The organism is Kitasatospora sp. NPDC036755 (genome assembly GCF_040636595.1).
In the GTDB taxonomy this organism is placed as follows: Bacteria; Actinomycetota; Actinomycetes; order Streptomycetales; family Streptomycetaceae; genus Kitasatospora.
Genome location: NZ_JBEZUT010000286.1, coordinates 1 through 11,122, shown reverse-complemented (window position 1 = coordinate 11,122; position 11,122 = coordinate 1). Strand labels below are relative to the sequence as shown.

Annotated in this window: 13 protein-coding genes; 6 read left to right on the top strand and 7 right to left on the bottom strand. The window is 74.4% G+C overall.

The window, feature by feature from the left end:
* Nucleotides 1-95 precede the first annotated feature (95 nt).
* Nucleotides 96-818, top strand: coding sequence for a hypothetical protein (locus AB0E96_RS31530; RefSeq protein WP_359829194.1), 723 nt, complete (start codon nucleotides 96-98; stop codon nucleotides 816-818).
* Nucleotides 818-2,566, top strand: a complete 1,749-nt coding sequence (treZ, locus tag AB0E96_RS31525) for a malto-oligosyltrehalose trehalohydrolase (protein ID WP_359829193.1) — start codon at nucleotides 818-820, stop codon at nucleotides 2,564-2,566. The genes AB0E96_RS31530 and treZ overlap by 1 nt, the downstream gene beginning before the upstream one ends.
* 91 nt (nucleotides 2,567-2,657) lie before the next feature.
* Here treZ and AB0E96_RS31520 read toward each other — a convergent pair whose 3' ends face one another.
* Both AB0E96_RS31520 and AB0E96_RS31515 read right to left on the bottom strand, forming a co-directional pair.
* The gene (locus AB0E96_RS31520; RefSeq protein WP_359829192.1) at nucleotides 2,658-3,551 is read right to left on the bottom strand and encodes a transketolase C-terminal domain-containing protein; all 894 of its coding nucleotides are present in this window, start codon (nucleotides 3,549-3,551) and stop codon (nucleotides 2,658-2,660) included.
* A 160-nt stretch (nucleotides 3,552-3,711) separates the two neighbouring features.
* Nucleotides 3,712-4,425, bottom strand: a complete 714-nt coding sequence (locus AB0E96_RS31515; RefSeq protein ID WP_359829191.1) for a transketolase — start codon at nucleotides 4,423-4,425, stop codon at nucleotides 3,712-3,714.
* Nucleotides 4,426-4,481: 56 nt separating this feature from the next.
* Here AB0E96_RS31515 and soxR point away from each other — a divergent pair, with 56 nt between their 5' ends.
* On the top strand, nucleotides 4,482-5,033 hold the full coding sequence (gene soxR, locus AB0E96_RS31510) for a redox-sensitive transcriptional activator SoxR (RefSeq protein WP_359829190.1): 552 nt from the start codon (nucleotides 4,482-4,484) through the stop codon (nucleotides 5,031-5,033).
* A 45-nt stretch (nucleotides 5,034-5,078) separates the two neighbouring features.
* A complete protein-coding gene (locus AB0E96_RS31505; RefSeq protein WP_359829189.1) occupies nucleotides 5,079-6,032 on the top strand; it encodes an aminoglycoside phosphotransferase family protein in 954 nt (317 codons plus the stop codon).
* On the opposite strand, the gene AB0E96_RS31500 is transcribed toward AB0E96_RS31505, so the two are convergent.
* The 4 genes from AB0E96_RS31500 to AB0E96_RS31485 all read right to left on the bottom strand — a co-directional run bounded on the left by AB0E96_RS31500 (nucleotide 5,999) and on the right by AB0E96_RS31485 (nucleotide 8,343).
* Nucleotides 5,999-6,520 (bottom strand): GNAT family protein, encoded by a 522-nt coding sequence (locus AB0E96_RS31500; RefSeq protein WP_359829188.1) that lies wholly within the window; start codon nucleotides 6,518-6,520, stop codon nucleotides 5,999-6,001. The two genes, AB0E96_RS31505 and AB0E96_RS31500, sit on opposite strands and share 34 nt — an antisense overlap.
* A gap of 35 nt (nucleotides 6,521-6,555) precedes the next feature.
* Entirely contained in the window at nucleotides 6,556-7,086 is a 531-nt protein-coding gene (locus tag AB0E96_RS31495) for a GNAT family protein (protein WP_359829187.1), read from the bottom strand.
* Nucleotides 7,087-7,223: 137 nt separating this feature from the next.
* Nucleotides 7,224-7,844, bottom strand: coding sequence for an SUMF1/EgtB/PvdO family nonheme iron enzyme (locus AB0E96_RS31490; protein WP_359829186.1), 621 nt, complete (start codon nucleotides 7,842-7,844; stop codon nucleotides 7,224-7,226).
* A 37-nt stretch (nucleotides 7,845-7,881) separates the two neighbouring features.
* Complete coding sequence (locus tag AB0E96_RS31485) at nucleotides 7,882-8,343, bottom strand: hypothetical protein (protein ID WP_359829185.1); 462 nt, start codon at nucleotides 8,341-8,343, stop codon at nucleotides 7,882-7,884.
* A gap of 318 nt (nucleotides 8,344-8,661) precedes the next feature.
* Here AB0E96_RS31485 and AB0E96_RS31480 point away from each other — a divergent pair, with 318 nt between their 5' ends.
* Nucleotides 8,662-9,381, top strand: coding sequence for a class I SAM-dependent methyltransferase (locus tag AB0E96_RS31480; RefSeq protein ID WP_359829184.1), 720 nt, complete (start codon nucleotides 8,662-8,664; stop codon nucleotides 9,379-9,381).
* Nucleotides 9,382-9,747: 366 nt separating this feature from the next.
* Nucleotides 9,748-10,515, top strand: a complete 768-nt coding sequence (locus AB0E96_RS31475; RefSeq protein WP_359829183.1) for a hypothetical protein — start codon at nucleotides 9,748-9,750, stop codon at nucleotides 10,513-10,515.
* A 79-nt stretch (nucleotides 10,516-10,594) separates the two neighbouring features.
* Here the strand turns inward: AB0E96_RS31475 and AB0E96_RS31470 are convergent, their stop codons facing one another.
* The gene (locus AB0E96_RS31470; protein ID WP_359829182.1) at nucleotides 10,595-10,864 is read right to left on the bottom strand and encodes a hypothetical protein; all 270 of its coding nucleotides are present in this window, start codon (nucleotides 10,862-10,864) and stop codon (nucleotides 10,595-10,597) included.
* Nucleotides 10,865-11,122 lie beyond the last annotated feature (258 nt).

Below are 11,122 nucleotides of genomic sequence, written 5' to 3'. Positions count from 1 at the left end.
CCAGGAGCCGCCGCTGGTGGCGCTCAAGACCGGGCACCAGGTGGCGTGCCACTTCCCGGAGAACGCTCCGGAGAACGCTCCGGAGGGCGCCACGGATGCTCTGGCACACCCTGGTCGCCGCCTGGCCGATCGACCCGGACCGGCTGGTCGCCGCCCTGCTCAAGTCCGCCCGCGAGGCCAAGCTGCACACCTCCTGGACCGCCCCCGACCCCCACTACGAACAGGCCCTGGAGCGGCGCGCCCGCTCCGTCCACGACAACCCCGGGCTGCTCCCCAGGATCGAGGGCGCCGTGCACGCCCTCGCCCCGTACGCCCGCGCCAACACCCTGGCCGCCGCCCTGCTGCACCTCACCGTGCCCGGCGTGCCCGACCTGTACCAGGGCAGCGAGGAGCCGCTGTACACCCTGGTGGACCCGGACAACCGGGGCGTGGTCGACTTCGGCGCGCTCGCCGTGCGGCTCACCGACGCGGCCGCCCCGCGCCCCGGGGACCTCGCCCGGGAGAAGCTGCACCTCACCACCACCGCGCTGCACCTGCGCCGCTCCCGGCCGCTCGGCCCGTACCGGCCGCTGCCCGCCACCGGCCCGGCCGGCGACCACCTGCTGGCCTTCGCCCGGGGCGAGGACGTGGTCACCGCCGTCACCCGGCTGCCGTACGGACTGGAGCGGGCGGGCGGCTGGCGCGACACGGTGCTGGAGCTGCCGGCCGGCGGGCCGTGGACGGACGAGCCGACCGGGCGGAGCTTCCCGGCCGGAGCGGTGCCGGTCGCGGAGCTGCTGGCGGACCTGCCGGTGGCGCTGCTGACGAGGAGGGGCTGATGCCGCGCTACGAGGTGTGGGCGCCCAACGCCGCCTCCCGAGTCCGGGTCGACGTCAACGGCTTCGCCTACGAGCTGGCCCGCAGCACCGACCGGGCCGGCTGGTGGTGCGGCGAGGCCCCGGCGGGCGACTACGCCTTCCGGATCGACGACGGACCGCCCCTGCCCGACCCTCGCTCCGCCCGGCAGCCGCACGGACCGGACGGGCCGAGCCGCGCGGTGGACCACGCCGGGTTCCCGTGGTCGCACAGCGGACGGCTCGGCCGGGCGCTGCCCGGCGCGGTGCTGTACGAGCTGCACGTCGGCACCTTCACGGCCCGCGGCACCTTCGACGCCGCCGCCGAACGCCTCGACCACCTGGTCGAGTTGGGCGTGGACTTCGTCGAACTGATGCCGGTCTGCCCGTTCCCGGGCCGGCACGGCTGGGGCTACGACGGAGTCTCGTTGTGGGCCGTGCACGAGCCCTACGGCGGACCCGAGGGGCTCAAGCGCTTCGTGGACGCGGCCCACCGCAAGGGCCTCGGCGTGGTGCTCGACGTGGTGCACAACCACCTCGGCCCCTCCGGCAACCACCTTCCCGCGTACGGACCGTACTTCACCGACCGGCACCACACCCCGTGGGGCTCGGCGGTCAACCTGGACGCACCGGGCTCGGACGAGGTGCGCGCCTACCTGATCGGCAGCGCGCTGGCCTGGCTGCGCGACTACCGGATCGACGGGCTGCGACTGGACGCCGTGCACGCCCTCGCCGACGACCGGGCCCTGCACTTCCTGGAGGAACTCTCCGCCGAGGTGGCGAAGCTGGCCGTCGCCACCAACCGGCCGCTGTTCCTGATCGCCGAGTCCGACCTCAACACCCCGGCCACCACCGCCCCCCGCGAGGCCGGCGGGCGCGGCCTCACCGCGCAGTGGAGCGACGACTTCCACCACGCCCTGCACTGCGCGCTCACCGGTGAATCCCAGGGCTACTACGGGGACTTCGCACGGCAGCCGCTCGCCGCCCTCGCCAAGACCCTCACCCGGGGGTTCTTCCACGACGGCACCTGGTCCTCCTTCCGCGGCCGCACCCACGGGCGCCCGTTCACCCCGCTCGGCGACGGCCACCGGCTGCTCGGCTACCTCCAGACCCACGACCAGGTCGGCAACCGGGCGCTCGGGGACCGCGTCTCCACCAGCCTCTCCCCCGGCCGGCTCGCCTGCGGCGCGGCCCTGGTGCTCACCTCGCCGTTCACCCCGATGCTCTTCATGGGCGAGGAGTGGGGCGCCGCCACCCCCTGGCAGTACTTCACCGACCACACCGACCCGGGCCTCGCCGAGGCCGTCCGGCAGGGCCGGCGGCGGGAGTTCACCGGGCACGGCTGGGCCGCCGAGGCCGTCCCCGACCCCCAGGAGCCCGCCACCCTCCTGCGCTCGGTCCTCGACTGGACCGAGCCCCACCGCGCCCCGCACACCGAACTGCTCGCCTGGTACCGGCGGTTGATCCGCCTGCGGCGCGAACGCCCGGAGCTGTCCGACCCGGACCTCGGCGCGGTGCGGGCCGAGTTCGACGAGGAGGCGGGCTGGCTGGTGGTGCACCGCGGGCCGTACCGGATCGCCGTCAACCTCGGGCCTCAGGAGGCCGTACTGCCGTTGGGGGCCGTCGCGCGCGAGGTGGTGGCGGCCTTCGGAGCGGCGACGCCGGAGGGGACGGGAACGGAGGGGACGGCGGTGCGGGTGGCGGCGGACGCGGTGGCCGTGGTGCGGGTGTGACCGCACTCGGTGCGGGTGTGACCGCACGCGGTGCGGGTGTGACCGCACGCGGTGCGGGTGCGGCCGCACGCGGTGCGGGTGCGGCCGCGGCTCAGCCGAGGAAGGCGCCGATCCGCTCCCGCAGCGACGGGGCGTCCAGGCCGTAGGCCGCCAGGTGCTCCGGGATCGACCCGTAGTGCCGGTGCTCCTCGCGCGGCACGCCCAGGCCCAGCACCCGGTGCGGGCGGTCGGCGAGCGCCGCGTGCGCCTCGTTGGCGGAGGTGCCCGCCAGGTACGGCTCGACCAGCACCACGTCCGTGCCGTCGCCGAGCGCCGCGCGCAGCCCCGCGCCGTCGAAGGGGCGCACCGTCGCCGCGTACAGCACGGTGACGTCCAGGCCCTCGGTGGCCGCGAGCACCGCGTCCAGCATCGGCCCGACGGCGAGCACCACACCGCGCGAGCCCGTCCGGACGCTCGCGAACCGGCCCGGCTCGACCGGCACCGGCGCCGCGTTGCGGTGCTCCGAGAGCCGGACGTACACGTTGCGGTCGCCGTCCGCGTAGGCGTGGCGCAGCAGCTGCTCGGCCTCGTCCGGGTGGCCGGGGACGTGGACCGTCCAGTCCGGCAGGGTGTCCAGCAGGGCGACGTCGCCCGGGGACATGTGGGTGCGGCCGCCGGCCGGCCAGTCGTACGAGCCCGCCGCGCTCACCAGCACCGCGCCGACGTCCTGGTGGACGAGGTCCAGCTTGACCTGCTCGAAGGGCCGCTCGATCAGGAAGCTGGCGAAGGTGTGGGCGATCGGGCGCATCCCGGTCAGCGCCAGGCCGCCGGCCGCGCCGATCAGCAGCTGCTCGCGGATGCCGACGTTCACCACCCGGTCGGGGTGGCGCTCCTGGGCCGGGGCGAAGGCCGCCGCGGTGATGTCGGCGAGCACCAGGGCCAGCCGGGGGTCCTCGTCCAGCAGGCGGGTGGTGACGGCCACGAAGCGGTCGCGCATGGAGTCCATCGGTGGACTTCCTTTCGTTGCGAGGGGGTTGGGGGCGCTCGGCGCGCTCGGGGGCGCCCGGGTGGGCGGCCGGCGCTCGGAGGCTTGAGGGGCCCGGGGGCTCGGAGGCTTGAGGCGCTCGGGAGCTTGAAGGGCCCGGGGCTTGAGGCGCTCGGGAGGCTCAGGAGTTCTTGGGCTCGACCCGGGCGACCACCACGTGCGGGCGGCCCGGGTGCTCCGCCGTGTACGCGCGGTACAGCGCCTCGTGGTCGCGGCCGTCCACCGTCGCGGTCGACCAGCCCTCGGCCGCGAACCGCTCGGCGACACCGCCCCGCCAACCGTGGGTGGCCGAGGAGTTGTCGATCAGCACCACGTGCAGGCGGTCCAGGCCGTAGGCCCCGGCGAAGGCCACCGCCTCGGCGTTGGAGCCCTCGTCGAACTCCGCGTCGCCGACCAGCACCCACACCGCCGGGCCGGTCAGGCCCTGCGCCCGCAGCCCGAGCGCGGTGCCCACGGCCAGCGGCAGGCCGTGCCCGAGCGACCCGGAGGCGATCTCCACGCCGGGGACCAGCGTGCGGTCCGGGTGGTGGCCGAGCGGCGAGTCGTAGCCGCCGAAGCTCGGCAGCACCTGCGGGTCGAGGAAGCCCTTGGCCGCCAGCACGGCGTAGTAGGCCATCGGGCCGTGGCCCTTGGAGAGCAGGAAGCGGTCCCGGTCCTGCGCCTGGGCGGTCTCCGGGGTCACCCGCAGCACCCGGTCGTAGAGCACCCAGAGCGCGTCCAGGGTGGAGGTGGCGGCGGGGCCGTGCTTCTCGTCGCCGGTCATCAGGCTCATCAGGGCCGGAAGGCCTTCGAAGCGGGTGCCGGTCGCGGTCGTGGCGGGCGCGTTCGTCGTCATGGAAAGATCGTGCAACTTAAAGCCGACTTGAGGTCAAGCGACTACAGTGGGTTCCCATGACCGCCCGCCACGACGGCCGCCGGGCCCCCGGCCCGCACCACAGCGACCTGCTCACCATCGGCCAACTCGCCCACCGCAGCGGCCTCGCCGCCTCCGCGCTGCGCTACTACGAGGACCTCGGCCTGATCCACGCCACCCGCACCTCCGGCGGCCAGCGCCGCTACACCCGCGGCACCCTGCGCCGGCTCGCCTTCGTCCGCGCCGCCCAGCGCGTCGGCCTCTCCCTGGACGAGGCGAAGGTCGCCCTCGACCGCCTCCCCGAGCGCCCGGCCCCCAGCGGCACCGAGTGGGACAAGGTCGCCGAGTCCTGGCAGGGCCGCATCGACGAGCAGATCGCCGAACTGGAACGGCTCAAGGCCAAGCTCGCCGGCTGCATCGGCTGCGGCTGCCTCTCCCTGTCCCGCTGCGCCCTCTACAACGCCGCCGACCGCGCCGGCGAGGCCGGTCCCGGCGCCCGCTACCTGCTCACCCGCGACCCGTCCACCCCCGAGCCGCTCCCCGACCCCCTGGACGCGGACGCCTGCGGGAGCCACCGGGCCGGGCCCTGAGAAACCCCTTTGCGCCCGCCCCGTCCGCCCGCCTAGGGTGCCGCCGTGCTGCCCTTGGTGCTGACGGACGAGGAGTGGGACGCGGTCGTCCCCGACGAGACGGTGATGCGCCCCGGCGCCGAGGCGCTCTGCGCCCGGCTGGGCCTCGCCGGCCTGCCCCTGGAGCGCTTCCCGGAGGGCTCCGTCCCGGTGTACGCCGTCGGCGAGGCGCTCGTGCTCAAGCTGTACCCGGCCGCCGGCGCCCGGGACGGCGTCGTCGAGGAACGCGTGCTCGCCCACCTGGACGGCGCGCTGCCGATCCCCACCCCGTCCGTCCGCGCGGCCGGCGAGGACGTCAACGGCTGGCGCTACCTCCTGATGTCCCGGCTGCCCGGGCAGGGCCTCGCCCCGGCCTGGCCGCACATCCCCCCGCCCGACCGGGAACGGATCGCCCGGGACTGCGGCGAGGCGCTCGCCGCCCTGCACGCCCTCGACCCCGAACCGCTCGCCGACACCCTCGGCCCGGGCGACTGGCCAGCCTTCCTGGCCCGGCAGCGGGCCGGCGCGGTGGACCGCCAGCGCGCACGCGGGCTCACCGAGGAGTGGCTGGAGCAGATCCCGGACTTCCTCGCCGCCGCCCCGATCCCCACGAACCCCGAACGCGCCCTGCTGCACACCGAGTTCATGCGCGAGCACCTACTCACCGACCCGGCCGGCGGCTGGCGCCTCACCGGCCTGGTCGACTTCGAGCCCGCGATGATCGGCGACCCGGCCTACGACCTGGTCGCCGTCGGGCTCTTCACCACCCGGGCCGACCCGCACCTGCTCGGCCGGCTGCTGGACGCCTACGGCCGCCACTTCGAACCCCGGCTGCTGATGGCGTACACGCTGCTCCACGTGTACAGCAACCTCCCCTGGTACCTGCGGGAGTTGAAGCCCTCGGCGCGGACGCTGGACGCCCTCGCCGAGGAGTGGTTCGGCACCGGTCAGGGACGCGGGTCGGTGCGCAGCAGGCTGTAGCGGACGACGTCGCGCCACTCGCCGCCCCGGAAGGTCACGGCCCGCTGCACGCCCTCCCGGGTGAAGCCGAGCTTCTCCAGGACGCGCTGCTCGGCCAGGTTGCCCGCCTCGGTGTCCGCCTCCAGTCGCATCACCGGCGAATGCGCGAACAGGTAGTCCACCAGCAGCCGTTGGGCCTCGGTGCCGATCCCGCGCCCACGCAGCCCCGGCAGCAACTGCACGCCGAGGCTCCAGTACGGGGTGGACGGCCGCACCCCGGTGCGGGTCGCGGCGACGAAACCTCCGAACTCGCCCCCGACCGAGACCACGAGCATCCACTGCCCCTCCTCCAGCAGCCCGCTCTCCGCCCACCGGCGACGGTGCCGCTGCGGGTCCCGCCAGCCGTACCACTGGAACTCGCCCAGCGCCTCCGGGTCGCCGAGCATTTCCTCGAGAGCGGACAGGTCGGCCTCGGCGACCGGGCGCAGGGACACAGATTCATCACTCATGCTCGCGCAAACGCCCGAACGGACACGACGGTTCCTCACCCGGGCGACGGGCGCGGATCGGTGCGCAGCAGGCCGTAGAGGAGGACGTCGCGCCATTCGCCGGCACGGAAGAGCTGCGACCGCTTCACGCCCTCGCGGCGGAATCCGATCTTTTCCAGGACTCGCCGCTCGGCGGAGTTGGCGACTTCGGTCTCCGCCTCCAGCCGCATCACCGGCGAATGCGCGAACAGGTGGTCCACGAAGAGCTGCTGCGCCCGGGTGCCGATCCCTCGCCCCCGCGATCCCGGCAGCAGCTGCGCGCCCATGCTCCAATGCCAGCCCGTGGGCGCCGCGACCTCCCGCATGGCCGCGGCGTAGCCGCAGAACTCCCCGTCCACCGTGATCGCGAGCGTCCACTGCTCGTCCGTGAGCAGGCCGTTCTCGGCCCAGACCCGACGGATCCGGTCCGGCTGCCGCCAGCCGAACCACAGGTGCTCGCCCATCGCGGCGGGGTCGTTCAGCAGGGACAGGAAGTGCGGGAGGTCGGCTTCGGCAATCGGGCGCAGGGCAACGGTTTCTTCACTCATGCCGGCATCAACGCCGGATTCAGCGGTGACGGTTCCTCAATTCGCGGAGAAGTGCGCTCTGTTTTCCCTTCTCCTCACGATTTACTGCGCCCCGATACCTTTTACTGCGCTCGGCATTCCTTTACCGCGGCCGCGCCTCACCCGACGATCGAGCGGGCGAGCCGGAATCCCACGTCGTCGATCCGCAGGGTCGGGTGGCTGCGGCGGCGGACGGACGCGCGGCAGCTCCAGTGCTCGTCGAACCAGCCGCCGCCGCGCAGGACGCGGTAACTGCCGTACACCTCGGGGTCGTAGTGGTCCCAGCACCACTCCCACACGTTGCCGAGCAGGTCGTACAGGCCGAGGACGTTCGGGCGCAGTCCGCCCACCGGGTGCGGCCGTTCGCCGGAGTTGCCGCGGTACCAGGCGATCTCGTCCAGCGGGCCGTAGCGCGGGCCGTCCGCGCCGGCGCGGCAGGCGTACTCCCACTCGGCCTCGGTGGGCAGCCGGTAGCCGTCGGCCGCGCGGTCCCAGGACACCTCCTCGCCGTCCACCGCGTAGGCGGCCGCCAGGCCTTCACGCCGGGAGAGCTCGTTGCAGTGGCGGACGGCGTCGAGCCAGGAGACGCTGTGCGCGGGACGGCGGTCGCCGGCCGCGTCCTGGTACTGCTCGCGGGTCACCGGACACGCCGCCAGCCGGAACGCCGCCACGTCGACGGCCCAACTGCGCCGGGTGCGACGGTCGGAGAGAGTGACCCGGCCGGACGGTACGGTGATCATCCACCGATCCTATGCGCGCCCGCGGGTCCGGGCCGGGTCAGCCGGTCGGCAGCGTCGTCACGAAGGCGGTGAGCGTCACCCAGCCGACCAGGGCGATCGCACCCGAGGCCCAGGCGATGCCCGCCGCGAGGCGGCCGTGTTCCCGCCCCCTGGCCCGCTGGAACCCGGCGGTCAGCCCGGCGACCGCGGCCGCCGGCAGGGAGAAGCAGGCCAGGAAGACCGCCCCGTACCAGATCGACGCCAGGAAGACGATCCCGAGGAACACGAACGGGGCGGACACCACCGTGATCACGATGCCGGCCACCGCGCAGGCGCGGCGGTGCCGCGCCGGATCGGAGAGGAACGGCGGCACGGCGCACGCGCCGCCGAGGAGCAGCCCGACCGCGTAGAGCTCCAGCCCGGACCAGCTGAACCCCAGCACCACGATCCCCAGGGGCAGGAGGAAGACGGCGGCCCCGATCCCGGACAGCCACCGGGCACTCACCGGCACCTCGACCACGCTTCCCCCTTGCACACCAAGGCCGTTCGACCGCGTGCGAACCTAGCACGCGGACGGCGACCCTCGGCAGCCACGGGCGGCGACGGATCGTCGAAACCCCGGCGCCCTTCCTCGGAGGAATTTCCCGACCTCCCTCCCGGGCGCCCCTCCCCTCGCCGCGGAAACGGCCCTTCCCGGCCCGGCCCGGGGGCCCGGCGCCGCCCCGGCCCCGGGCCCGGACAGTCGCCCCACCCATGCCGACGAGAGCCCCAACCACCCACGCCACAAGGGCTTTCGGCCCCGAAGCGGCCGCCCGCCGGGCCGCCTAGGCTCGGCGGCATGAACCGTACGATCCGCACCACCGAAGACGTCCTCGCCCTCCTCGACGGCCTCTTCCCGCCGGCCGAACCGTTCTGGGACCGCCTCTACGCGGACCGGTCCGCCGAGCGCCCGTTCTTCACGCCCAGGCCCGACGAGAACCTGGTCTCCTACCTGGACCGCGGCCTGCTGCCGCCGGCCCCCGGCCGGGCCCTCGACCTCGGCTGCGGCGCCGGCCGCAACGCGATCCACCTGGCCTCGCTCGGCTTCGAGGTGGACGCCGTCGACCTCTCCGCCACCGCCCTCGCCTGGGCCGGGGAGCGCGCCCGCGGGACCGCCCCGGCCGTCGGCCCGCGGTTCCACCGGGCGAACATCTTCGAGGCCGAACTCCCCCACGCCCAGTACGACCTGGTCTACGACTCCGGCTGTCTGCACCACCTCCCGCCGCACCGACGGGTCAGCTACCTGGCGCTGCTCGACCGGGTGCTGGCGCCGGGCGGGCACTTCGCCGTCACCGCCTTCGCGGCCGGCGCGATGGGTTCCGAGCGCCCCGACGAGGAGCTCTACCGGCTCGGCGCGCTGGAGGGCGGGCTGGCCTACTCGCCGGACGAACTGCGCTCGCTGTTCCGTGACCTCACCCCGCTGGAGGTCCGCCCGATGACCGCCCAGGGGCCCGGCTCGGCGCTGTTCGGCGCCTCCTTCCTCCTCACAGCCCTCTTCCGGCGGACTGCCGGCCTCTGACCGGCCCCTCGTCCACCGCCCCCTGGGCCGTCCCGCCCTTTCGGGTCGGCCCCACCAATCCCACCGGCCTCAAAGGGAATCCGGGCCTCCGGCCGGAACCCGGCTTTGCTCCCGGCGGCCCGGTGGCATAGGTTTTCGAGCGCGGTCGACGCGGCAACGACCCTGACCAGCCCTCAATCCCGGGGCGGGAAGCGGGGCTGGGAGCCCGACGGCCCTACGCACAGGGGAGGAGCCGCCATGCCGCGTGCCCGCGACCACGGGTCGACCGGGCGGCGAGGTCGGACGGAGGGCGCCGCGCACCAGCGGCCCACGGCCGACGTGCGCGCGACCCCGACCAACGCCACCGGACACCCGAGGAACCGTCAGTTGCGCACCACGAGAGTCGTCACCGCCACCGCCGCAGCCCTCGTCTGCCTGGGCGCGCTCAGCGCCTGCGGTTCGGGCAGCGGCAGCCAGAGCGCCGGCTCGGCCGGCGTCCCGGCCGCCACCACGCCCGTCACCGATCCCAAGAAGCCCTCCGGGGGTGACAAGGGCATCCCGGACAAGGCCTGGATGGACACCAAGAGCATTCCGATGGACGAGAGTTACCACTACACTCCGCTGTCGGCCAACGCCAAGCCGGTCACCGGCCCGGTGCAGTTCAAGGGCATGGAGCTGTGCCACGCCGCGGTCGCCAAGGACGACGAGCCGCTGTTCACCGGCTCCGCCGCCGCGAGGTCCGAGGTCGGGTTCGGCGGGGACCGCTGGACGGCCCAGCAGACCCTGCTGTTCCACGGCGACCCGACCCACAGCAGCGGCGTCAAGCAGTCCGCCGCCATGGCCCAGACCCGTCTGACGGAGGCGCTCAAGTCCTGCGCCAAGTCCGCGCCCGGCGCCACGGTGAAGGTCGAGAGCGCACCGGACGCGCCGTACTTCGCCGCGGTGCTGACGGTCCCGCAGGCCGACGGCGGCGCCGTCACGCTGCACGAGTACGTGGTCGGCGACGGCGGCGCGGTCAGCGAGCTGGCCGTCTGGGCGACCACCAAGGGCGGCGCCCAGCCCAAGGACGCCTGGAAGGCCCCCGAGGACAAGTACGTCGGCACCGGCATGTCGGCGCCGATGTGCGAGGCGCTCCCGGGCTGCGACGGGCACTGACACCAAGGGCGGGCACCCGCGGCGGGAGTGTTCCCGCCGCGGGTGCCCGCTGCGGTTCAGGCCCTCCGGGGAGCCGGCCTCACAGCCCCAGGACGGCGAGCGCGGTGGTCCAGTCGCTCGCGATCGCGCCGCGCGCGTCGTCGAGGCCGACCCGGCCGCCGCACACCGCGTTCTTGAGCTTGGTCTCGACGGAGTCCTTGCTCTGCGCCGGCTGGCTGCCGTAGCGGGGCTCGGGCCACAGGTTGGCCGGGTCGCGCGGGGCGCCGCCGAGTTCCAGCGGGACGAGGTGGTCCTCCTCGTAGTCCGCCGTGCTGGTGTCCGCGTAGCCGTAGGCCGCGATCTGCTGCACCTTCAGCGGGTTGGTGTAGCTGGTCGGCGGGCGGACGGTGGCGGTCCAGCCGGAGACGCAGATGGTCTGCCCGATGGTCGCCTGGGTGACGTCCGGGTTGTACGCACCGGGGGTGCAGTTCGGGTCGGGCAGCGGCAGGTACGCCTGCGAACAACTCGCGGAGCCCCCACCTCCCGCCTGCGGGATAGGTGGTCGCGAGCACCCCGAAACATGTACTAAGCTCTCCCACGGAGGATTCGCCTAGAGGCCTTGGGCGCA

Coding starts and splice junctions, on each gene's coding strand:
- AB0E96_RS31495 (WP_359829187.1), bottom strand. CDS start 7,086: ATGAGTGAAGAAACCGTTGCCCTGCGCCCGATTGCCGAAGCCGACCTC.
- AB0E96_RS31480 (WP_359829184.1), top strand. CDS start 8,662: ATGAACCGTACGATCCGCACCACCGAAGACGTCCTCGCCCTCCTCGAC.
- treZ (WP_359829193.1), top strand. CDS start 818: ATGCCGCGCTACGAGGTGTGGGCGCCCAACGCCGCCTCCCGAGTCCGG.
- soxR (WP_359829190.1), top strand. CDS start 4,482: ATGACCGCCCGCCACGACGGCCGCCGGGCCCCCGGCCCGCACCACAGC.
- AB0E96_RS31520 (WP_359829192.1), bottom strand. CDS start 3,551: ATGGACTCCATGCGCGACCGCTTCGTGGCCGTCACCACCCGCCTGCTG.
- AB0E96_RS31500 (WP_359829188.1), bottom strand. CDS start 6,520: ATGAGTGATGAATCTGTGTCCCTGCGCCCGGTCGCCGAGGCCGACCTG.
- AB0E96_RS31515 (WP_359829191.1), bottom strand. CDS start 4,425: ATGACGACGAACGCGCCCGCCACGACCGCGACCGGCACCCGCTTCGAA.
- AB0E96_RS31490 (WP_359829186.1), bottom strand. CDS start 7,844: ATGATCACCGTACCGTCCGGCCGGGTCACTCTCTCCGACCGTCGCACC.
- AB0E96_RS31530 (WP_359829194.1), top strand. CDS start 96: ATGCTCTGGCACACCCTGGTCGCCGCCTGGCCGATCGACCCGGACCGG.